We start from the raw sequence: 23,152 nt of genomic DNA, 5'->3' as shown, positions 1-23,152 counted from the left end.
TTTAGTAATTTCCAGTACTAACAATGCCTAACTATGTGCAATTAAACGCCAAATAAGTTGGTGTTTTTGAAATTTCGGGTGATAAATTCAAAAGCGGCACTCATGATGTCTCCCATCGATTTAGCTTTTTTAAAATTCAAATCATGGGTATAATTATAAAGCTCTTTCTTTAATTGCGCCACGTGTGCCTCTGTCGAAATAGTATCACTACGCATAATTCTCATTAATCGCTTTATTCTATTTTCTGCCGAAATAATTCTTTTTGCCAATACCGCACGTTCTTCATGTTTGTATTGATCAATAGAACTGCTTTCTAATTTTTCTTTGACCAATTTTACCATTGGATAATTCTCTTTGAAAAACTGAGGACGATAGACTTTTAAATTCCCCTCATAACATTGTTGGTCAAAATCAATGGCACGAATCCTGAATACCACTTGGTCAAAATCATGAATCGGAATAATAACATAATTGTAAGCACGCATATCTCCTAATAACCGAATCATGCTTCGCTCATTAAACTTTACAAATTCTTTTGCAATTTGAGATTTTTCGGTTTCATTACACATTTGCAAATGACTTTTGATAAAAACGTCACCTGCAATCCCCATAATATGTTCTTCGATTAAAGTGTCTTGGTACACCAAAAAGTTGATCTTATCGGGCGATAAAATATGCTCCAATTCTAATCCGTAAACACGGGAAGCATCTGCTTTTTTTACATAAAAATGAGTGTAGTTATCATTGAGAATGTTTCTAACTTTTATTCGAAAAGGCTGAGAATTCCCAAAAGTACAAAAATCAATAGAGTCAATATTCAGGTACTTAATAATTCCAACATTACCATCAGAATGCAAAAGCGAATAGATTTTTTTCAGCGTTAAATCAATTTCGATTCTTTCATACTCATTAAAATACACCCGAATCCAGAGTGTGTCGTGATCATTTTTGTCAAATACACTTATAGATCCCGAAAAACGCAATAGATCATCATAAACAATAGGTACTCTAGATATACGATCATAACGTCCTAAATAATCCAATAGATCTGAATTTATGGGATAGGTAGGTTTTTTAAAAAGCATTAATGGCTCACTCATTGGGATTGCTGTGTATTTGACACAAATTTACACTAAAATATTTTTTTACAGTAACAAAACCATGTCTTGTTCGTCCTATAGAAACCGCCATGAAGAAATTTTCTTCCTATAAAATGAAAAGCGGTTCCTGACAACCATAATTTAAATACTTTTTCGGAAGAAAATTAAAACAATCTAATTTGGAAACAATACTTTCAATACATAACCTCAACAAACGTTATGGCAGCTTACAAGCCTTAAAAAATGTTTCACTAGAAATAAAAAAAGGAAATGTTTACGGAATACTAGGTCCCAATGGGAGCGGAAAATCTACTACTTTAGGTATTGTTCTTAATGTGGTCAACAAAACTTCTGGCGAATACAGTTGGTTTGGCGGTAAACTGCAAACACACGAAGCCTTAAAAAAAGTGGGAGCCATTATCGAAAGGCCCAACTTTTACCCGTATATGACGGCTGAGGAAAACCTGAAATTAGTTTGCAAAATAAAAAATATCGACTATTCTAAAATTACGGAGAAGTTAGAACTCGTTGGTTTGAATGATCGAAAAAACAGCAAATTCAGCACTTTTTCTTTAGGAATGAAACAACGTCTAGCTATTGCCTCTGCCCTATTGAATGATCCTGAGATTTTAATACTTGATGAACCCACCAATGGATTAGACCCACAGGGAATTCATCAAATACGGGATATCATAAAACAAATAGCCGCAAAAGGAACCACTATATTATTGGCGTCCCATTTACTGGACGAAGTAGAAAAAGTCTGTTCACACGTTTTGGTTTTAAGAAAAGGCCAAGTGCTATACTCTGGTTTGGTCGATGGTATTTCTGCCAATGAAGGATACTTTGAGTTAAAAGCTGACGATACCGAATCTTTAATCCATGTTTTGAATACACATCCCGCTATTGAAAAAACAAAAATCACAGACGGCAAAGTTTTGGTGTATTTAAAAACAAAATTAGAGTCAAAGGATTTGAATCAGTTCTTGTTTTCGAATAACGTTTGTCTAAGCCATTTGGTAAAACGTAAAAACAGCCTGGAAGAACAGTTTTTGGAATTAACCAGAAAGCAATAGCAATGGCAAAATTCAATGGCAATTTCAATGACAATGTTAAATCTAAAATCTGTCCCGATAGCTATCGGGACTAAAATCTAAAATTAAAACATGAAACGATTACTCTCTATAGAATTACAAAAAATATGGTTAAACAAAGCCAGTCGTGTACTGACATTGACCTACTTTATATTACTTTCTTTTATTGCTTTGATAGCCTCTATCAATTTTAACATTGGTGCTATTAAATTTCAAGTTGCCGAAATGGGAATTTTTAATTTCCCTTATATCTGGCACTTCAACACCTATATTGCTGCCATATTAAAACTATTTTTAGCCATCGTTATCGTCTCTATGATGGCAAATGAATATAGTTATGGGACTTTAAAACAAAACCTAATCGACGGATTGAGCAAGAAAGAATTCATTCTCTCAAAATTTGTAACTATAGTGTTGTTTTCAGTATGCTCCACCGTTTTTGTCTTTATAATGACTTTAATTTTGGGTTATAGCTTTTCATCTTATACTGAACTGAGTATTGTTTTTACTGATCTGGAATATCTTTTGGCCTTTTTTGTAAAATTGGTTGGATTTTTCTCTTTCTGTTTGTTCTTGGGAATATTGGTAAAACGTTCTGCTTTTGCATTGGGTTTTTTACTAGTTTGGAACATAATTGAAGGCATTGCAAAAGGAATTTTGAACTTTAGTGTTTTTCCCGAAGGTAAAACTGCAAGTTACATCACACAGCTTTTCCCCTTAGAAGCGATGTCTAACTTAATCGCCGAGCCATTAACAAGGACCTCTATTGTTAAATCAATTGGCACCCAAATGGGCGTAGAAAATTTAAAAGATTACAGCGTCCCTTTTTCGGCTGTAGTAATTGTTTTATGTTGGACTGTTATCTTTCTATTCCTATCGTATAGAATATTAAAAAATAGAGATTTGTAGTATCTTTGTACGCTATGAATGGTTTGAAAAATATTTTAATTCTATTACTCTACTGCTATTCTACTGTTGCAACGGCTCAGTATATTACAGTAGATGACACCAGAACAGCTCAACAACTGATCCAGAATGTTTTGGTAAACAGTAGTTGTGCCAATGTGTCCAGTTTTAATGCCCGTGGGAATAACGCTATTCCTGTAGAAAATAGTTATGCGTATTTTAATTCTGGCGGTAGTAATTTTCCTTTTTCAGAAGGAGTACTTTTAAGCACATCGCCTAGTAAAAATGCCATAGGTCCTTATGTAAGTAATCGCGGAGGTGGAGGTAGCGCTTGGCTTGGAGATGCTGATCTTGATCAGACCTTAGGCATTAATAGTGTAAATGCAACTGTATTAGAGTTTGATTTTGTACCGCTGACCAATTACATCAGTTTCAATTATGTTTTTGCATCGAATGAATATCAATCTTATTTTCCTTGTGCCTTCTCGGATGGTTTTGCTTTTTTGATTAAAGAAAAAGGAAGTGTCAGCAATTATAAGAACATTGCCGTTCTTCCCGGAACCACCACTCCAGTTTCTTCTGAAAATGTTCACTCAATTACAAATACCGTTGTAGATGCTAATGGAATAAGTCATCCCGGTTGCCCTGCCATAAACGAATCTTATTTTAATGGGTTCAACACCGCGGCTAGCCCCATTAATTATAGTGGACAAACGATTAAACTGAATGCTCAAACGGATGTAATAGCCGGAAAGACCTACCATATAAAGCTAGTAATTGCCGATGATAAAGAAGAATATTATGACTCAGCCGTTTTTCTCGAAGCAGGAAGTTTTGCTGCTAAAATAGATTTAGGTCCAGATCGTTCATCCACCACCAGCAATCCTTTATGTTTTGGCCAAAGCTTTACTATTGATACCAAACTTCTGGCAAGTTATAAATACGAATGGTACAAAAATGGCATATTAATTTCATCAGCCACAAATCCATCTTATACCGTTACCGAAGCTGGAACCTATAAAGTAAAAGTCACTTTATCTCCATCGACCTGTAGTGCCGAAGATGAGATAAAAATAGAATACACCCCTCAAATTATTTTAAGCAACACTGTTCTTGCCCAATGTGATGATGATGGAGACGGAATTTCAATATTTGATTTAACAAAAGCAGATCCTATTATAAGAAACAACGACCCAAAGCTAGTCAAGGTCGTTTATTTTAATTCTTTAGCGGAAGCTCAAGCCGAAATGAATCCCATTTCAAACCCTAGCACCTACCGTAATACAGCACCCAATCAGGTTTTGTACGCCAGAGTAGCTAATGCTTTTGGCTGCGTTGATTATGCTACGTTAAAATTAATTATTTCAAACAATTCCATCGCAACCCAAACGCCAATTGAGAGTTGTGATCTTGATGCACTACAAGATGGTTTGACACAATTTAATTTGAATGCCAAAATAACACCTCAAGTAATCAACGGATTGACTACCGGATTGACCGTTGAGTATTATCTCAATCAAACCGATGCCATCGCTCAAAAAAACCAATTACCCAATCTCTTTACCAATACGATCCCAAATCAACAAATAATTTATGCCCGAATTGTTAATGGTGCTGATTGTTTTAGAATAACGCCAGAAACGCTTGTGATACATACCTTTGATCCTTCTAATTTTCAAGACGAAACCTTTATTTTATGCAATGGATCTAATACAAACTTAACAGTTGCTTCTGGTTTTTCGAGTTATTTATGGAGTAATGGATCTACAGCAAATACAACAAACATTAGTACTCCAGGAGAATATACGGTAACAGTAAGTAATACAAATGGCTGTAAAAAAACAAAAAAATTCATTATCAAAGCTTCAGGAATCGGATTAATTACAAACGCAACGGTTACTGATTTTTCCGGCACAGAAAACTCCGTTTTAATTTCTTATTCTGGTGATGGTGATTATGAATTTTCATTAGACGACAATTTTTACCAAGACAATCCTTTGTTTACTGGTGTAAATGCTGGAATTTACAGCGCAACCGTTCGAGACAAAAATGGCTGTGGTATTTCAATACCTTACAAAGTCTATGTACTTGATTACCCTCGTTTTTTCACTCCAAACAATGATGGCTATAATGACACTTGGAAAATAAAAAATCTAGATCTTTTACCAAAATCTACAATCGCCATACTGGATCGTTATGGGAAATTATTACAACAATTTAGCTCTAACAGCATAGGGTGGAGTGGTACTTATAACGGAAAAGAATTACCCGCAGATGATTATTGGTTTATCATCACATTTGAAGACGAAAAAATCATTAAAGGCCATTTTTCGTTAAAAAGGTAGCTTTATTTTGCTATTTTTATCAAATGAAAAAAGCTTTACTCTATATTTTTACTTTTTTATCGATTAGTTGTTTTGCCCAATTTAGTAAAACCCATTATATACCACCACTAATTTCAGCAAATGGATTAGTCGAAGACCAATATTTATACATCTCGACACCAAGCACAAAAAATGTAAATTTTAAAATCATAACTATTGGCGGAGCTGTAATCAATGCAACTGTTAATAGCACAAGTCCTTATAGATATGACATTGGCTCTGGAGATAACACCCAATTATTCACTCCAAATACAAACATCGGCATTGTAAAAAACAAAGGATACATCATAGAGGCAGAAGATTTAATTTATGTAAGCGCCAGAGTCAATGCGGGAATAAATAATAATGGAGGGTATAATCACGCCGGAGGATTAGTTTCTAAAGGAAATAGTGCATTAGGTACTGTATTTAGACTAGGTGCCATGTTGAATCCGCTTTTTGACCCTACTTTATTAAACTTCGCATCGATATTATCTACCGAGAACGGAACAAAAATAACCATTTCTAATATTCCAAACGGGACAATACTCACAAACGGAACCGTTATAACTGGACCAATAACCATTACTTTAAACAAAAATGAAAGCTATGTTTTGGCATTAGAGAACTACAACAACATACAAACAAGCTCTAATAGTTCAAAAATAATTGGGGCATTAGTCGCATCCGATAAACCTGTAGTTGTAAATTCAGGTTCTTTTGGAGGAAGCAACAGTACAGTCATGGAGCCAAATCAAAATGGTGTCATGACACCTCCTGGGAGAGATGTAGGTTTTGACCAAATTGTTTCCTTAGAAAAGACAGGAAAAGAGTATATTTTTGTAAAAGGAATTGGAACAGATGAATTAGAGCGTGTACTATTAGTTGCCCATTCAAACCAAACCCAAGTTTTTCTTAATGGAAATTCTATTCCCGTTACAACACTTAATAAAGGAGAATACATTGCCTTGGATGGAGCTCACTTCATAGATGGAAATTTATATGTAACGACAAGCCAAAATGTATTTGCCTATCAAAGTATTGCAGGATCTGCTACGCCTGCCAATCAAAACTTATTTTTTGTCCCACCCATAAATTGTTCTACCCCCAACACAGTAGATAATATTCCTATGATCCAATCCATTGGAAACACAGAATTCAATGGTGTTTTAAATATTGTAACCGAAAATGGAGCAACTGTAATGCTAAATAGTGTACCTATTACAACTCCCCCCATTCCTATTGTAGGGAATTTAACTTTTGTACGATACACCATATACAATTTATCCGGAAATATAGCCGTAAAATCAAGTAAACAAGTGTATGTATCTTATTTTGGAACTAATGGTTTTGCAACCTATGGCGGTTATTATTCTGGTTTTGATCTAAAACCTGAAATTGTATCCGATAAAATCGCTATTGCTAATTCCGCTTGTATTCCGAATGTTGTTTTAAAAATCAATACATTATCCTCCTATGATATTTTTCAATGGTACAAAGATAATATCGCAATTCCATTGGCTACAAATAATAGCTATACACCTACTCAACCTGGTTTTTATCAGGTAAAAGGTAGTATTTCGAACTGTTTAAGCAATATTTTTTCGGATAAAATTCCGGTGAGTGAATGTCCAACCAACTATGATAATGATTTAGTCGATGACAATATTGATATTGATTATGACAACGACGGAATAGTAAACTGCTCAGAATCCTATGGTAATCTGGACATCAACAGTTCCAATCCTAATTCAGGAATAGTTGCTATAGGTTCTTCCTATTCCAATACTTTTTCCGGTGCAGTAACAAATTCTACTCCTGCTGCTCCAATTCCCTTTGTTGGAAAAACTGATGGTAGTTTTGTCACAGAAGTGCTGGCAGGAAAAGGTTTTTATACTGCTTATACTTTGAATTTTACCACCCCCATCAATATAAGTTTAGAATATCCAACTACTGCGATTGCAACCGATTTAATCAACAGTAATACTGAATATATTATAAATTCAGATATAGACAAAACCATTACCGTTTTAAACCCAACCGATCAACTATTAATCGACACTAATTATGACGGAATATACGAAAGTGGTGTTACTCAATTTTCATCTTTCGAAATTCGATTTAGGCTCAACGGAAGCGTTCCTCTCCCAGCAGGAACTGGTACCTTCAAATTTCAGTCGTATCAAACAAAATCTTTCAAAATTACCCATAAAAATCTCTCGGACAGCGACGGAAACAAATCTACTTTTAAACTCATAGCTACTTGTGTTCGAAAAGATACTGATGGAGATGGAACACCCGATCAATTGGATCTAGACAGTGACAATGATGGAATTCCAGACGCCGTTGAAAGCCAAAAAGTACCCAAAGCATTATCGAATACCGATACCAATTTAAATGGATTGGATGAAATTTTCGAACCCCTAACAAACCCAATCGATTCTGATAGTGACACCGTTCCCGACTATCTTGATTTAGACAGTGACAATGACGGAATTTACGATTTGGTCGAGTCTGGTAGCCCAGCTTTAGACAATAATAAAAACGGAATAATTGATGGAACTGCCTTTGGTTCAAACGGACTAGCCGATGCATTAGAAACAACCGCTGACAACGGAACTTTAAACTACAGCGTTTCAGACACCGATGCCGATGGAATAAAAAACCACACTGAACTGGATAGTGATAATGATTTGTGCAATGATGTTATTGAAGCCGGATTTACTGACCCTAACTTTGACGGTCAACTAGGAAACAGTCCCGTTGCAGTAAACTCTAATGGAATAGTAACGAGCACTAACGGTTACACTACTCCAAACAACAACTATATCATTTCCAACCCAATACTTATAACCAAACAACCCAAAAATCAATCCATTTGCGAATTGCAAAATGCCATTTTTAGTATTGATTCAAATGCTGATAGTTTTCAATGGCAACTGTCTACCGATAGTGGTAATACTTGGAATGCAGTAGCAAACAACGCTATTTACACCGGAACCAAAACGACTTCATTATTGATTACAAAAATCAGTACAACCATGAATGCGTATCAATACCGTGTCGTTTTAAACAAAATTAATAACAGCTGCGGATTAACCTCTTCGGCTGCAACGTTGACAATTCTTGCTTTGCCCGCTCTAAGCACTCCAATTACCATCGTGCAATGTGATAATGATACCGATGGGATTTCCAACTTTAATATAACCGAGAAAAACAGTTTTATCTCTACCAATTACACCAACGAAACTTTTACGTATTACACCTCTTCGGCAGGAGCGAACACAAAAGATACTGCCGTACTTATTTCAAACCCTATTGCTTTTGCAAGCGCCAACAAGAATATTTGGACAAGAGTCGAAAATGCAAATGGCTGTTTTAGTGTGGCACAATTGGATCTCATCATTTCGAATACCCAAATCAATCCTACTTTCAAAAGAAATTTTGAAAGTTGTGATGATTATATAGATGCTGTAAATGACGATAAAGATGGTATTACCGCTTTCAATTTTGCTAGCGTCATTACTGATATTCAAGCATTACTTCCCACCCCAAACTCTATCTATTCCATAAAATTCTACCCCACCGAAGCCGATGCTTTAGCCGAAACCAATGCTATTCTTAATCCTTCCAGCTATAGAAACACAACTCCCAATCAACAACAAATTTGGGTTAGAATAGAAAATAATCTCGACAATTCTTGCTTTGGTCTGGGAGCTTTCGTCTCGCTTCAAGTAAATCCCACTCCAAATATAGACACCAACAACAGTCATGCCAGCGATCAAATGGTCTGCTTAAATTTGCCTAGTGTTTTTGTAAAACTAGATGCTGGACTTATTGGCAACACACCCATTAGTGATTATACTTATCTTTGGACAAAAGACAATATTGCAATTCCAGGCGAAACAAACGCCACTTTAAAGGTCAATAAAGCGGCAGTTTATACCCTAACAGCAGCAACACAAAAAAAATGCTATCGCTCCAGAAACATTACAGTTACCGCATCCGATATTGCGCATCTGGACTCCATTACCATCGAAGATTTATCAGAATCCAACACCGTTACAGTAAATAGTTCGGGGCAAGGAAATTACGAATACAGTATCGATTTGCCCAATGGTCCCTTTCAAGAATCCAATTACTTTAGTAATGTATCCTCAGGAATTCATGACGTTTACATCAACGATAGAAAAGGCTGCGGAACGTTAAAGAAAACTATTTCGGTACTCGGTATCCCTCTCTTTTTCTCACCAAACAATGACGGTTACAATGATTACTGGAACATTAAAGGAGTAAATGAAACATTCAATACAGCCGCTCAGATCTTCATTTACGACCGATACGGAAAAGTAATCAAACAAGTACTTCCCTCTAGCAATGGCTGGGATGGCACCTATACAGGAAACCCAATGCCTGCCGACGATTATTGGTACACTATAAAACTAGAAGACGGCCGAGAAGCCAAAGGACATTTTTCGTTAAAAAGGTAAAATAATAATTAGGGCGTGACCCCATAAATAGAAAGGGCCGACTCATCGTACTGGTGAGTCGGCCCTTTCTATTTATGAGGTCGTGCTATCCGCGCTACTTCGGTAGCTAGCTACTATCACTCACGCTCACGTAGACCAAGAAATTTTTCTATTCCCACACAATTAGTTTTCAAATCACACACAAAAAAATCCCAAATTCCAGTACTTAGGAATTTGGGATTTTTAATTATTAAAATTTAAATCTTTTAGAATTTAAATCTTTTTCTATCAGTTTCTGTCAAATAGATTTTTCTCAAACGGATGTTTTTTGGAGTTACCTCAACATACTCATCTTTTTGAATGTACTCTAAAGCTTCTTCAAGAGAGAAAATAACTGGAGGAATAATTCTAGCTTTATCATCATTTCCAGAAGAACGAACGTTAGATTGTTTTTTCTCTTTAGTCACGTTCACACACATATCATCGCTACGAGAGTTTTCTCCAATTACTTGACCTTCGTAAATTTCATCATTAGGATTAACGAAGAATCTACCACGATCTTGCAATTTATCGATAGAATAAGGAATAGCTTTTCCTTTTTCCATAGAAATCAATGAACCTTTGTTACGTCCAGAAATTTCACCTTTGTAAGGCTCATATCCAATAAAACGATGTGCCATAATAGCCTCACCAGCAGTAGCAGTAAGCAATTGGTTACGCAATCCAATAATTCCACGTGATGGAATATTAAATTTTATAATCATACGTTCCCCTTTAGTTTCCATACTCAACATTTCTCCTTTACGGAAAGAAACAAACTCTACCGCTCTTCCCGAAAGAGTTTCTGGTAAGTCGATTGTCAATTCCTCAATAGGCTCACATTTTTTACCATCAATTTCTTTGATAATAACCTGTGGTTGACCGATTTGTAACTCATACCCTTCTCTTCTCATCGTTTCGATAAGAACAGACAAGTGAAGTACACCACGACCAAAAACCATAAACTTATCAGCAGAATCAGTTTCACCCAATTTCATTGCTAAGTTTTTTTCTAATTCTTTTGTCAAACGTTCTCTAATATGACGAGAAGTTACAAATTTACCATCTTTTCCGAAGAAAGGAGAATCATTAATTGTAAACAACATACTCATAGTAGGCTCGTCAATATCAATTGTTTTCAACGCCTCCGGATTATCAATATCACAGATAGTATCTCCAATTTCAAATCCTTCAATACCAATAACAGCACAGATATCTCCAGCAATTACTTCTTGTACTTTTTTACGCCCAAGACCTTCAAAAGTATGAAGTTCTTTGATACGTGATTTCAAAACAGTACCGTCTCTTTTTGCAAGAGAGATTGCCATACCTTCTTTCAAAACACCTCTTTCAAGACGACCGATAGCGATACGACCTGTAAAAGCTGAGAAATCTAAAGATGTAATCAACATTTGAGGAGTTCCTTCCGAAACTTTAGGAGCTGGTACATGAGTAAGAACCATATCCAATAATGCTTCTACATTATCAGTTACGTTTTCCCAATGGTCAGACATCCAGTTATTTTTAGCTGAACCGTAAACAGCTGGAAAATCCAATTGCTCTTCAGTAGCACCTAATTCAAACATTAAGTCAAAAACTTTTTCATGAACTTCTTCAGGAGTACAGTTTTCTTTATCTACTTTATTGATTACAACGCATGGTTTTAATCCTAAGTCAATAGCTTTTTGTAATACAAAACGCGTTTGTGGCATTGGCCCTTCAAAAGCATCTACCAAAAGACAAACTCCATCAGCCATATTCAATACACGCTCTACCTCACCACCAAAATCGGCGTGACCAGGAGTATCGATAATATTGATTTTTGTACCTTTATACTGAACCGAAACATTCTTTGAAGTAATAGTAATACCTCTTTCACGCTCTAAGTCGTTGTTATCAAGAATTAAATCACCTGTATTTTCGTTGTCACGAAATAATTGACAGTGATACATAATTTTATCAACCAAAGTTGTTTTACCGTGATCGACGTGGGCAATAATTGCAATGTTTCTAATAGCTTCCATCTGTGATTTTTAATGGGTGCAAAGGTACACTTTATTTTGATATAAAAAACCTTTATGCAATAGTTTGCTATTTTGTTAACACATAAACAGTTAAAGTGCCCTATTAAATCAATCTTTTAATTATATTATTATCGAAATTTTAATCTTTGACAATATTTTTTTTACATTTGAGTAATGAAAAACAAAACCGATCAAATAGCCGCTTTCTACATTCTTTTTTCATTATTTACAGCTATAATTAGCTTTAAATTATTAAAAATGTATAGCTCGCATTCTGATTGCTACCTATACAGCTTCATCAAAGACATTATCATCATTACCATCACTGGTTTATTCTTTAGATACATCCTACACAAGAACGACATGAGAAATGTCGAATTCTATAAAAATCTAAAACAAACCAACAACAAAATAAAAGAATCTAACGAAAAATACGACATCGTTGCGAAAGCCACCAGCGATACAATCTGGGACTGGAAAATCCCCGAAGACAACCTAACTTGGAATAAGGGAATAAAAGGCATCTTTGGATACAAACAAAATCAAGTCGAAAACAATTCTAAATGGTGGTTCAACAACATCCACCCCGAAGATAGTATCAAAATGTCTGTCAAACTCTATTCTTTTTTAGAACAAAAGACCGAAAAGTGGCAAGACCAATACCGTTTTAAATGCGCCGACAACACTTACAAATACGTACTTGACAGAGGTTTTATTCTAAAAGACGAAAACGGAAAAGCCGTTCGGATGATTGGAGCCATCCAAGACATAACTAAACAAAAAGAAGAAGAAAACCGACTGAAATTACTAGAGACCGTTTTTACCCAAGCCAAAGACTCCATCATTATCACAGAGCCCAAATCTAATGAAGGTCAGATTCCGAGAATAGTTTTTGCAAACCCAGCCTACATCAATATGTCTGGCTACGAAGTACTCGAAATAATAGGCGAATCCCCAAATCTATTCATAGGGAAAAACTCCGATATTCAGGAGCTAAAAAAACTAATCAACGCCATAACCCGCAAAGAAGAATGCCTTCTAGAAATCATTTGCTACAGAAAAGACCAATCAGAATACTGGGTTAGACTCTCTTTTATCCCCGTCTATAACTCTGAACACGAACTTTCGCACTGGATCTCTATTCAAAGAGACATTACAGAGGAAAAGAAAGCCGAAAGAGAAAAAGAACACTTCATTCGAGAACTAACACAAAACAACAAAGACCTAAAACAATTCTCCTACATAACCTCACACAACCTAAGATCTCCACTATCTAACTTAATCGGATTATTAAATCTAATAGAAGACATTCCTATTGAAGACGAAGAATTAAAAGAAATCCTAACAGGCTTTCATAAATCTACTCATTTACTAAACGAAACCATAAACGATCTAGCAAAGGTAATTAGCATAAGAGACAATTCTTCTTTACAAAACGAAGCGATTTCAATCAAAGATGTTTTTCAAAACGTTTTCAATCAGCTGCATTTTCAAATAGAATTATACAAACCTGACTTGAAGATCAACTTCGGAGACATCACTACATTACACACAAACAAAGTTTTTTTTGAAAGCATTATTTTAAACCTACTAACCAACGCCATCAAATACAGATCTGAAGATCGAAAACTAACTATAGAAATCACCAGTACCAAAATCAACAATGCCATTATCATCGTATTTAAAGACAACGGAATCGGAATAGATTTAAAACGAAATAAAGACAAGATATTTGGATTGTACCAACGATTCCACAATTACCCTGACAGCAAAGGACTAGGGTTGTATTTGGTAAAATCTCAAATAGAATCCATGGGAGGTACAATTGACATCGAAAGCGAAGTAAACAAAGGAACCACTTTTACATTAACACTTAAAGCCTAAAAAAAATGCTAGACCTAATCATGTGTATTGACGACGACCCCATAGCCTTAATGCTTTTAAAAAAAGTCATTAGCAAAGCCATCTTTTCAAAAGAAATAATAACCGCTCAAAACGGAGAAGAGGCTTTAGATTTTTTTAAATCATTAAAAAACACACCCAACCAAAACAACATCACAAACCAACCTCAATTAATATTCCTTGACCTAAACATGCCTGTAATGGGCGGCTGGGAGTTTTTAGACCTCTTTAATACAGCTGAATATCTTAATTTCAACAACATCAAGGTTATTATTTTATCTTCAACCATAGACCCCGAAGATATCAACAAATCTAAAACCTACCCTATAGTTATAGATTTCTTACCCAAACCCATTACGTCATTAATGCTTGATGATTTAAGAAACAAAATATAAAAGATCTCAAAAGAAGTCACAAAAAAAGCCCCTATAAAGGAGCTTTTTGTTTTATATAGAAATTGTATTACTTACAATTTCGCAACATGCTTAGTTAATTTAGACTTCAAGTTTGAAGCTTTATTATCATGTATAATATTTTTCTTAGCTAATTTATCAATCATAGAGATTACATTTGATAATTTAGAAGTAGCATCCACTTTATCAGTAGCAATTCTTAATGCTTTGATTGCATTACGAGTAGTTTTGTGTTGGTATCTGTTTAATACTCTTCTCTTTTCGTTGCTTCTAATTCTTTTTAGAGCTGATTTATGATTTGCCATTTTATTGCTTTTTTATCTTTTACTATTTTTTTTGTAGTCCGTAAGGGAATCGAACCCCTGTTACCAAGACGAAATCTTGGCGTCCTAACCCCTAGACGAACGGACCTTATCCTCCTAAGTTATTTTCAATCTACTACAACTGAATTGTAGCCCGTAGCGGAATCGAACCGCTCTTACATGGATGAAAACCATGCGTCCTAACCGATAGACGAACGGGCCATTATCCTTCTTAAGTTCAGGATGACTTTAATCTTCAAAAAACTGGTAGCCCGTAGCGGAATCGAACCGCTCTTACATGGATGAAAACCATGCGTCCTAACCGATAGACGAACGGGCCATTTTCCCTCTTAGTTCAGGATAACTTTAATCTGCAAAAAATTAGTAGCCCGTAGCGGAATCGAACCGCTCTTACATGGATGAAAACCATGCGTCCTAACCGATAGACGAACGGGCCTGCTTCTCTAATGCGGATGCAAAAATACAACTATTTTCGAGAAGCGCAATAGTAGAGGCGAAAAAAATATTTTTTTTTTAATACGCCTTCGCAAAAAACACCCTTCCTACAGAAGGATTCCCAGTAAACACACAGCTTCCCGCTTGTTCTACCCTGTCCAAAGGAATACATCTTATTGTCGCTTTGGTCAATTCCTTAATCTTCTCTTCCGTCTCCGCAGTACCATCCCAATGTGCTGAAACAAAGCCTCCTTCGTTATCCAAAACCGCTTTAAACTCCTCAAAATTATTCACCTCGGTAATGTGCGTATTTCTATAATTTAATGCTTTTTCGAACAAATCTTTTTGAATTTGCTCTAATAAATCGCCGATATAAGTTGTGATTCCATCTTTCGAAACCACCTCTTTGGTCAAAGTATCTCTTCTGGCAACTTCAAAAGTTCCGTTTTCTAAATCTTTTGGTCCCACTGCAATTCGAACCGGCACTCCTTTCAATTCCCATTCAGCAAATTTGAATCCTGGTTTCTGAGTCGTTCTATTGTCGAATTTTACCGATATGTTTAATTTCTTAAAAGCTTTAACCAAAACATCCACTTCGGCAGAAATCGCCTCTAATTGCTCGTCTGTTTTATAAATAGGAACGATCACAACTTGTATTGGTGCCAAATTAGGCGGCAACACCAATCCTTGATCATCAGAATGCGTCATCACTAACGCCCCCATCAATCGTGTCGAAACTCCCCAAGAGGTCCCCCAAACATACTCTTGCTTCCCTTCGGCATTGGCAAACTTAACATCAAAAGCTTTGGCAAAGTTTTGCCCCAAAAAGTGTGAAGTTCCCGCTTGCAATGCTTTCCCATCTTGCATTAAGGCCTCGATACAATAGGTTTCTTCGGCTCCTGCAAAACGCTCGGTTTCAGTTTTCAATCCTTTTATAACTGGAATAGCCATAAAATTCTCAGCAAAATCGGCATATACATGCATCATTTTCTCTGACTCTTCTACTGCCTCCACTCTAGTTGCATGCGCAGTATGCCCTTCTTGCCATAAAAACTCTGCAGTTCTCAAAAACAATCGGGTTCTCATCTCCCAGCGCACCACATTGGCCCACTGATTAATCAATAAAGGCAAATCTCTGTACGATTGTACCCATCCTTTATAAGTAGACCAAATAATCGCTTCACTGGTAGGACGAACAATAAGTTCTTCCTCTAACTTAGCATTTGGGTCAACCATTAGCTTCCCTGGTTTATCGGGATCGTTTTTTAATCTATAATGAGTAACAATGGCACATTCTTTTGCAAATCCTTCTGCATTTTTTTCCTCTGCTTCAAACATACTTTTAGGAACGAATAAAGGGAAATAGGCGTTTTGATGCCCTGTTTCTTTAAACATTCTATCGAGTTCTGCTTGCATTTTCTCCCATATAGCATACCCATAAGGTTTTATTACCATACAGCCTCTAACCCCTGAATTCTCGGCTAAATCGGCTTTAACAACCAACTCATTGTACCATTTTGAATAATCTTCTGCTCTTGTTGTAAGGTTCTTGCTCATATTGAATCGTTTGGCATAATATTTGTTTATATATAATTTAACTAAATAATTACGCAAAACTAACTAAATTTGTATTGTCCAACAATAAAATAATCTACCGATATGAAAACAAATGCATTAATTACCCAGAAAGCACCGCTTTATTTCTTAATCGGATTTTTGAGTATACTGGTAACCTCTTGTGGCTCTTACCAAAACAGTTCCTACTATGAGAACGATGGCATTTATGGCACAAATGGAGAAAAAATTGTTACAAAAGAAACCCAAAACAATCCAGCAGCTATTCAGTACAAAGAATATTTTAGTTCTTTGCAAAATACAGGAAATACCAATGAGATCTTTACTGACGTAAACAGCTACAGCAATAACTACAATTCCGAAAACGATTCTATACAAGCACCATCAACAAGCTATGCTTCATGGGGTAGCTCGCCTCAAGAAACAACTATAAATGTTTACCCAAACAACTATTGGTCTATTGGTTTTGGTTTTGGCTATCCTTATTATGGATACGGTTACGGCTACGGCTACCCTTATTATGGTTATGGCTGGAACTACCCTTATTACGGCTGGGGCTATCCTAGTTATGGCTGGGGATACCCTGGTTGCGTTATAGCTAGTCCGTACTCTTACAATTACAGTTACAGCCGCAGAGGATCTTCTTACGCAGGCACTTACAACAATTCTAGCTATAACAGAAATTACAATACCAGAAACAGCAACACCTACAGTAGAGACAACACTTATAGTAGAGATAATAACTACAGTAGAAACAGTAGTACCTACACCCGAAACAGCAATAGTAACTTAAACAGAACCTCTCCTACTTTTACAAACAGAAATAGTAGCACAGGAACAAGAAACTACACACAAGATCAATACAGAAGTAATTACAACCAAAATAGAACTAGTAATTCAAATCAAAATTATAGAACAAACACTTCAAGCCAAAATTATCAACGTTCATCAAACAATTACGCTCCGAGCAACAACTCCTACAGAAGCAGTGGTAGCAGTATGTCTGGTGGTGGATCAAGAACGTCTAGCGGTGGTGGTGGTGGATCAAGAACATCTGGCGGCGGCGGCAGAAGATAACGAACAGCCAAACTAGAAATTTTCTAACCCAAAGCGCAACCAAATGAAGAAAAACTTATTATTATTACTCGCAGTCGGATTATCATTTAGCACGGCTCAGTCCCAAGAAATTTCGGACGCCATTCGTTACGGTCAAACCGAATTACACGGAACCGCTCGCTTTACCGCCATGAGTGGCGCTTTTGGAGCCCTTGGCGGAGACTTATCGGCTACGAACGTAAATCCTGCAGGTTCAGCAGTATTTATAAACAATCAATTTGCCTTTACCATGGGTAATTATGCCACTAAAAATAATTCTAGTTATTTTGGCACAACCACCTCGGCAAGCAACAATTCTTTCGACCTCAATCAAGCTGGAGGTGTTTTTGTATTTAAAAATGATAACCCAAATAGCGATTGTAGAACATTTACCTTAGCCATCAATTACGAAAATACCAATAATTATGACAACGCATTATTTTCGGCTGGAACGAGCCCTATTAATTCGGCTGCCAATTACTTTTTAAGTTATGCCAATGGAGTTCCACTAAGCGTATTACAAGATTCTAAATATGCCAATTTAAACCACGGAGCACAACAAGCTTTCCTTGGCTATCAAGGCTATATCCTAAACCCTGTAACAGAAACCCCTAACAACTCATCGTACACTTCAAATGTTCGCTCTGGCGGAAATTACCAGCAAGAAAACAGCGTTTACTCTAATGGCTACAACGGAAAACTAATTTTTAACACTGCCTTGCAATACAAGGACAAAATCTATTTTGGAATTAACCTAAACTCTCATTTTACAGATTACACACAAAACTCCAACTTCTACGAATCCAACAACAACCCTTTGGATATCAATTATGAAGTTAAGAATTTGAATTTCTCCAATAATTTACACACGTATGGTTCTGGTTTCTCTTTTCAAGTGGGAGCAATTGCAAAAGTAACCAACGAAATACGTTTAGGTCTTACCTATGAATCGCCAACATGGTACAGTTTACAAGATGAATTATCTCAAAGACTAACTTCTGTAAGCAGCAACACCGTAGAGGTGCTCCCTCAAGATGTAGTAGATCCTAATGTAATTAATTATTATTCTCCCTATGATTTACGCACTCCAGGAAGTTTTACAGCAAGTGCCGCCTACGTTTTTGGAAAATCCGGACTAATAAGTCTTGATTACAAATACAAAGATTACAGCTCCTCACAATTTAGCCCAGTAAACGATCCATACTACAGAGGACTAAACAGTGCTATGTACAACTCCCTTGGCGCATCAAACGAAATAAGAATAGGTACCGAATACAAAATTAAAAATTTCAGACTAAGAGGTGGATATCGTTTTGAAGGAAGTCCATATAATAACGCCACAACCGTAGGCGACCTAAACAGTTTCTCGGGTGGTTTAGGATACAATTTTGGATTCATAAAACTGGATCTCGCTTATGTACACACGCAAAACAGCTCTCAACAACAATTCTTCTCACAAGGATTTACAGAAAGTGCCAAGCTCAACACATACAAAAACAATGTCACTATGACTTTTATATTCGAAATGTAAAACACATAATCCTACACAACCAAAACCACTTTTGAAGCCTATCAAAAGTGGTTTTGTTTTTTAATCTAGAAAAATTTGGGCAAGACCCCATTTGCAAAAGAGGCTAATATTCATACCGCTTAGCCGCCCCTTTCACAAATGCGGTCGGGCTTCCCGATAATTATCGGGACACGTTACTTCGGTAACTAGCTCCCATCCCTCTTGCGCTACACAAGAACTTTAATGCAAAATGAGAGCCTTATTTTTTATTAAAAAAATGAAAACCATCTATATAAAAACCTGTTAAACACAAGATAATCAGCTCATATTAAGACTTTTTTCGGAATCAATTTATATTTGCAAATGATGTGATTATCTTAAGAAAGTTCAATTTGTTGTTTTCTTCGTAAATCTGCGAAATCTGTATGCCTATTTTTCACGCAGATTTCGCATTAGACTTCATGCATAAAACAAATTATAATCTGTATCCTAACAATCCCGAAACTTTTGCGATTATTAGATTAGCAAATACAATTTGGAATAACTCATCCAAACCCTGAAAGGGGTGTAATGATTATAGAAAATTTGTACCGTATCGACGAGCAAACCCCGAAGGGGTGAAATTATTTAACTTTTTTTATTAAAAAACCTCCATCTTAATAATCAATACCTTCAGATGTAAAAATACCACCCCCTCGGGGTTTTGGAACGATGGAATTACTTATTTCTATAATCATTTCACCCTTTCAGGGTTTTCAGAAGAATTTAGCCAGCAACAATCAATAAGGCAAATGATTTTTAATGCAGAATCTGGGTTAAACCTCGTTATTTAAATTTAGGACAAACGCATGAATCACGTTTTCAAATTCTCTTTCTCGTTATGAAAAACTAAATTGCTTGCCTAGCCCCGATGGTCGCGGCATCCTTTTCTTTTTTCCTTTAAAAAAGAAAAGATACAGCAGACAGCGGGACAAATGGTCTTGAATAATCCAAATGCTGTGCTCCAAATTCATTTTATGCAAACAAAGCCGCATTTTGAAACAGAAACAAGCAAGGTTTGCGCAAAAAATTGTAATTTTGCAAAATTCCTAAATTATCGGGAATGTAATACTATGAGAACGAAGTCTTTAAAAAAGAATAAAATAAATGTGATCACTCTAGGGTGCTCAAAAAATGTGTATGACAGTGAAGTGCTAATGGGGCAACTCCGTGCAAGCGGAAAAGAGGTTACCCATGAAGCCAAAGCCGAGGATGAAGGGAATATTATCGTGATTAATACCTGCGGATTTATTGATAATGCCAAGGCAGAATCGGTAAATATGATTTTAGAATATGCTGACAAAAAAGAGAAAGGGCTTGTAGATAAAGTTTTTGTTACGGGTTGTTTGTCTGAAAGATACCGACCTGATTTAGAAAAAGAGATTCCAAACGTGGATCAATATTTTGGAACTACCGAATTGCCTGCTTTATTAAAGGCTTTGGGTGCCGATTATAAACATGAATTACTGGGAGAACGTTTGACAACGACCCCAAAAAATTATGCGTACTTAAAAATTTCAGAAGGTTGTGATAGACCGTGTAGTTTTTGTGCGATTCCGTTAATGAGAGGAAAAAACGTTTCGCAAACCATAGAAAAACTGGTAAAAGAATCCGAAGGATTAGCTAGAGATGGTGTGAAAGAATTGATTTTGATTGCACAAGATTTGACTTACTACGGTCTTGATTTATACAAAAAACGCGCTTTAGGCGAATTGCTAGAAGCTTTGGTGAAAATAGAAGGTATTGAGTGGATTCGTTTGCACTACGCCTTCCCTACTGGTTTCCCAATGGATGTGCTTGAAATCATGAAACGCGAACCTAAGATTTGTAATTATATCGATATTCCGTTGCAACACATATCGGATTCTGTATTAAAATCGATGCGCCGTGGGACTACTCAAGAAAAAACAACGCAATTATTAAAAGACTTTAGAGCGGCAGTTCCTGGAATGGCTATTCGTACCACTTTGATTGTGGGATATCCTGGAGAAACACAAGAAGATTTCAATATCTTGAAAGATTTTGTTCAAGAAATGAAATTTGACAGAATGGGATGTTTTGCGTATTCGCATGAAGAAAACACCCATGCTTATTTACTAGAAGATGATGTTCCAGACGATGTAAAACAAGCTCGTGCCAATGAAATCATGGAATTGCAATCTCAAATTTCTTGGGATTTGAACCAAGAGAAAGTAGGACAAACTTTTAGATGTATCATTGACAGAAAAGAAGGTGGTCATTTTGTGGGTAGAACCGAATTTGACAGCCCAGATGTGGATAACGAAGTATTGATCGACGCTACAAAACACTATGTAAAAACAGGAGAGTTTGTAATGATCAAAATTACTGAAGCAACAGAATTTGATTTATACGGAGAACCAGCTTAGATTTTTGAATTTAATTTTCAAGATATATGATTACAAAAACATTTAAAACAGTACTTTTTGTGGCCTTTTTATTTTTGTCAGCAAACACTATTACCGCTCAATATGGCAATGGTTATGGTGGAAACGGTTATGGTGGAGGAAACAATGGCTATGGTGGTAGATCTAGTCAAATGGGGCAAATGAGCCAAATGAATCAAGGCAGTCAAAACCCTGCTCCAAAAGCTATTCCTGCTGAAGTAACTGCAGCCAAGATTGTAGAGTTTTATAAAAAAGAGCTTACTCTTGATGCGCTTCAAGAAGTGGTACTCAATAATATCTACACCAAATCGCTAAAAAAACAAGATGTTTTATTACAGAAAAAAGAAATGAGTGACGATGATAAAACAAAGGAATTTAAAGTACTGAGCGAAATAACCGATTTAGAAGTAATGGAGATCTTGAATAAAGATCAAAAAGCGAAATATAAAATTTTGAGTGAAGATCGAAAAAACAAAATCGAATCTCAAAGACACTGATAAACAAACCTTTGGATTGTAAAAAAAAAATCCAATTCTCTATATGAAAAAACACTTTTACTATCTTATTTTAGTCGCTATAGCCACATCGTGCTCCACCAATCCGTATAAGAAAAGTGAGAAAGTCTATGACGTCCAAATGAATTCTTTAAAAGAAACCCTTTCTCAAAAAGAAGCTACACCCTTAACAAATGAGTCCGCGATAATCATTGACAGTATTGCCTATCGCTATAAAAATCAATTGCTGAATTATAAAGATACTCTTTCTAAAACCGACACTAGTATTTTACCAAACGGCATTGTATCGGAATGGGTTGGTACTGTGAATTTCAATTTAAGAAAACCCAATTTTATCATTATTCATCATACCGCCCAGGATTCGCTTCAAAAAACGTTACGAACTTTTACCTCACAAAAAACTAAAGTAAGTGCTCATTATGTAATTTCGAGAGATGGCAAAGTGGTTCATATGCTAAATGATTACTTAAGAGCTTGGCATGCAGGCAATAGCTCGTGGGGCAAAGACACTGACATTAACTCTGTTTCTCTAGGAATTGAATTGGACAATAATGGCTCAGAACCCTTTTCTGATATACAAATTAATAGTTTATTGGCTCTTTTGACCAAATTAAAAAAAGATTACAGCATTCCTGCCCAAAATATTATTGGTCATTCAGACATTGCTCCAACTAGAAAAGTGGATCCAAGTGTGTTTTTTCCATGGAAACTCCTATCTCTAAATGGTTTTGGTCTTTGGCCAGATGAAGTACTACCCTGTGCACCCAGTGATTTTAATGTAGAACAAGGACTACAGATCATTGGTTATAATACCAAAAACTATTCGGCTGCTATTTCGGCATTCAAGCTTCATTTTATTCAGACGGAAGTTAATGATCTTTTAGATGAAAAAACTATAAATACCATCTACTCTATTTATAAGAAGTAATATTTTTCTTTATACAA

Annotated in this window: 15 protein-coding genes and 4 tRNA genes; 11 read left to right on the top strand and 8 right to left on the bottom strand. The window is 36.0% G+C overall.

What is annotated here, in order from left to right; genetic code table 11:
• Nucleotides 1–41: 41 nt before the first annotated feature.
• Nucleotides 42–1,100: a hypothetical protein gene (locus tag FNW52_RS06390; protein WP_143376630.1), complete on the bottom strand. Its 1,059-nt coding sequence runs from the start codon at nucleotides 1,098–1,100 to the stop codon at nucleotides 42–44.
• A 179-nt stretch (nucleotides 1,101–1,279) separates the two neighbouring features.
• Here FNW52_RS06390 and FNW52_RS06385 point away from each other — a divergent pair, with 179 nt between their 5' ends.
• The 4 genes from FNW52_RS06385 to FNW52_RS06370 all read left to right on the top strand — a co-directional run bounded on the left by FNW52_RS06385 (nucleotide 1,280) and on the right by FNW52_RS06370 (nucleotide 9,953).
• The gene (locus FNW52_RS06385; RefSeq protein ID WP_143376629.1) at nucleotides 1,280–2,176 is read left to right on the top strand and encodes an ABC transporter ATP-binding protein; all 897 of its coding nucleotides are present in this window, start codon (nucleotides 1,280–1,282) and stop codon (nucleotides 2,174–2,176) included.
• A gap of 90 nt (nucleotides 2,177–2,266) precedes the next feature.
• Entirely contained in the window at nucleotides 2,267–3,103 is an 837-nt protein-coding gene (locus FNW52_RS06380) for an ABC transporter permease (RefSeq protein ID WP_143376628.1), read from the top strand.
• A gap of 14 nt (nucleotides 3,104–3,117) precedes the next feature.
• Complete coding sequence (locus FNW52_RS06375) at nucleotides 3,118–5,445, top strand: T9SS type B sorting domain-containing protein (RefSeq protein WP_143376627.1); 2,328 nt, start codon at nucleotides 3,118–3,120, stop codon at nucleotides 5,443–5,445.
• 23 nt (nucleotides 5,446–5,468) lie between these two features.
• On the top strand, nucleotides 5,469–9,953 hold the full coding sequence (locus tag FNW52_RS06370; protein ID WP_143376626.1) for a T9SS type B sorting domain-containing protein: 4,485 nt from the start codon (nucleotides 5,469–5,471) through the stop codon (nucleotides 9,951–9,953).
• A gap of 245 nt (nucleotides 9,954–10,198) precedes the next feature.
• Here the strand turns inward: FNW52_RS06370 and typA are convergent, their stop codons facing one another.
• Nucleotides 10,199–11,995: a translational GTPase TypA gene (typA, locus tag FNW52_RS06365; RefSeq protein ID WP_143376625.1), complete on the bottom strand. Its 1,797-nt coding sequence runs from the start codon at nucleotides 11,993–11,995 to the stop codon at nucleotides 10,199–10,201.
• A gap of 174 nt (nucleotides 11,996–12,169) precedes the next feature.
• Between typA and FNW52_RS06360 the strand changes: the two genes are divergently transcribed.
• Nucleotides 12,170–13,879 carry a PAS domain-containing protein gene (locus tag FNW52_RS06360; protein ID WP_143376624.1) on the top strand — a complete coding sequence of 570 codons (1,710 nt, stop codon included), beginning with the start codon at nucleotides 12,170–12,172 and terminating at the stop codon, nucleotides 13,877–13,879.
• Nucleotides 13,880–13,884: 5 nt separating this feature from the next.
• On the top strand, nucleotides 13,885–14,292 hold the full coding sequence (locus tag FNW52_RS06355; RefSeq protein ID WP_143376623.1) for a response regulator: 408 nt from the start codon (nucleotides 13,885–13,887) through the stop codon (nucleotides 14,290–14,292).
• Nucleotides 14,293–14,363: 71 nt separating this feature from the next.
• Here the strand turns inward: FNW52_RS06355 and rpsT are convergent, their stop codons facing one another.
• The 6 genes from rpsT to proS form a co-directional block, all read right to left on the bottom strand.
• The gene (gene rpsT / locus FNW52_RS06350) at nucleotides 14,364–14,615 is read right to left on the bottom strand and encodes a 30S ribosomal protein S20 (RefSeq protein ID WP_073207384.1); all 252 of its coding nucleotides are present in this window, start codon (nucleotides 14,613–14,615) and stop codon (nucleotides 14,364–14,366) included.
• A 34-nt stretch (nucleotides 14,616–14,649) separates the two neighbouring features.
• Nucleotides 14,650–14,721, bottom strand: a tRNA-Glu gene (locus FNW52_RS06345).
• A gap of 41 nt (nucleotides 14,722–14,762) precedes the next feature.
• Nucleotides 14,763–14,834 (bottom strand) — tRNA-Glu (locus FNW52_RS06340).
• Nucleotides 14,835–14,877: 43 nt separating this feature from the next.
• Nucleotides 14,878–14,952 (bottom strand) — tRNA-Glu (locus tag FNW52_RS06335).
• Between the two features lie 45 nt (nucleotides 14,953–14,997).
• A tRNA-Glu gene (locus tag FNW52_RS06330) sits at nucleotides 14,998–15,069 on the bottom strand.
• Between the two features lie 77 nt (nucleotides 15,070–15,146).
• On the bottom strand, nucleotides 15,147–16,625 hold the full coding sequence (gene proS / locus FNW52_RS06325) for a proline--tRNA ligase (protein WP_143376622.1): 1,479 nt from the start codon (nucleotides 16,623–16,625) through the stop codon (nucleotides 15,147–15,149).
• Nucleotides 16,626–16,727: 102 nt separating this feature from the next.
• Here proS and FNW52_RS06320 point away from each other — a divergent pair, with 102 nt between their 5' ends.
• The 5 genes from FNW52_RS06320 (at nucleotide 16,728) to FNW52_RS06300 (ending at nucleotide 23,135) form a co-directional block, all read left to right on the top strand.
• The gene (locus tag FNW52_RS06320; protein ID WP_143376621.1) at nucleotides 16,728–17,720 is read left to right on the top strand and encodes a hypothetical protein; all 993 of its coding nucleotides are present in this window, start codon (nucleotides 16,728–16,730) and stop codon (nucleotides 17,718–17,720) included.
• A gap of 43 nt (nucleotides 17,721–17,763) precedes the next feature.
• The gene (locus FNW52_RS06315) at nucleotides 17,764–19,269 is read left to right on the top strand and encodes an OmpP1/FadL family transporter (RefSeq protein ID WP_143376620.1); all 1,506 of its coding nucleotides are present in this window, start codon (nucleotides 17,764–17,766) and stop codon (nucleotides 19,267–19,269) included.
• A gap of 1,091 nt (nucleotides 19,270–20,360) precedes the next feature.
• A complete protein-coding gene (gene rimO, locus FNW52_RS06310; RefSeq protein ID WP_143376619.1) occupies nucleotides 20,361–21,674 on the top strand; it encodes a 30S ribosomal protein S12 methylthiotransferase RimO in 1,314 nt (437 codons plus the stop codon).
• Nucleotides 21,675–21,700: 26 nt separating this feature from the next.
• The gene (locus tag FNW52_RS06305) at nucleotides 21,701–22,189 is read left to right on the top strand and encodes a hypothetical protein (protein ID WP_143376618.1); all 489 of its coding nucleotides are present in this window, start codon (nucleotides 21,701–21,703) and stop codon (nucleotides 22,187–22,189) included.
• Between the two features lie 43 nt (nucleotides 22,190–22,232).
• Nucleotides 22,233–23,135: an N-acetylmuramoyl-L-alanine amidase gene (locus FNW52_RS06300; protein ID WP_143376617.1), complete on the top strand. Its 903-nt coding sequence runs from the start codon at nucleotides 22,233–22,235 to the stop codon at nucleotides 23,133–23,135.
• Nucleotides 23,136–23,152 lie beyond the last annotated feature (17 nt).

Source organism: Flavobacterium sp. ZT3R18 (genome assembly GCF_007097385.1).
GTDB lineage: Bacteria > Bacteroidota > Bacteroidia > Flavobacteriales > Flavobacteriaceae > Flavobacterium.
The sequence above is the reverse complement of the archived record's forward strand: the minus strand, read 5'-3'. Positions and strand labels throughout refer to the sequence as shown.

What these genes read in the sequence shown, in the direction of transcription:
- FNW52_RS06390 (WP_143376630.1), bottom strand. Translation starts at nt 1,100, where the DNA reads ATGAGTGAGCCATTAATGCTTTTTAAAAAACCTACCTATCCCATAAAT.
- FNW52_RS06380 (WP_143376628.1), top strand. Translation starts at nt 2,267, where the DNA reads ATGAAACGATTACTCTCTATAGAATTACAAAAAATATGGTTAAACAAA.
- FNW52_RS06375 (WP_143376627.1), top strand. Translation starts at nt 3,118, where the DNA reads ATGAATGGTTTGAAAAATATTTTAATTCTATTACTCTACTGCTATTCT.
- FNW52_RS06370 (WP_143376626.1), top strand. Translation starts at nt 5,469, where the DNA reads ATGAAAAAAGCTTTACTCTATATTTTTACTTTTTTATCGATTAGTTGT.
- typA (WP_143376625.1), bottom strand. Translation starts at nt 11,995, where the DNA reads ATGGAAGCTATTAGAAACATTGCAATTATTGCCCACGTCGATCACGGT.
- FNW52_RS06360 (WP_143376624.1), top strand. Translation starts at nt 12,170, where the DNA reads ATGAAAAACAAAACCGATCAAATAGCCGCTTTCTACATTCTTTTTTCA.
- FNW52_RS06355 (WP_143376623.1), top strand. Translation starts at nt 13,885, where the DNA reads ATGCTAGACCTAATCATGTGTATTGACGACGACCCCATAGCCTTAATG.
- rpsT (WP_073207384.1), bottom strand. Translation starts at nt 14,615, where the DNA reads ATGGCAAATCATAAATCAGCTCTAAAAAGAATTAGAAGCAACGAAAAG.
- proS (WP_143376622.1), bottom strand. Translation starts at nt 16,625, where the DNA reads ATGAGCAAGAACCTTACAACAAGAGCAGAAGATTATTCAAAATGGTAC.
- FNW52_RS06320 (WP_143376621.1), top strand. Translation starts at nt 16,728, where the DNA reads ATGAAAACAAATGCATTAATTACCCAGAAAGCACCGCTTTATTTCTTA.
- FNW52_RS06315 (WP_143376620.1), top strand. Translation starts at nt 17,764, where the DNA reads ATGAAGAAAAACTTATTATTATTACTCGCAGTCGGATTATCATTTAGC.
- rimO (WP_143376619.1), top strand. Translation starts at nt 20,361, where the DNA reads ATGAGAACGAAGTCTTTAAAAAAGAATAAAATAAATGTGATCACTCTA.
- FNW52_RS06305 (WP_143376618.1), top strand. Translation starts at nt 21,701, where the DNA reads ATGATTACAAAAACATTTAAAACAGTACTTTTTGTGGCCTTTTTATTT.
- FNW52_RS06300 (WP_143376617.1), top strand. Translation starts at nt 22,233, where the DNA reads ATGAAAAAACACTTTTACTATCTTATTTTAGTCGCTATAGCCACATCG.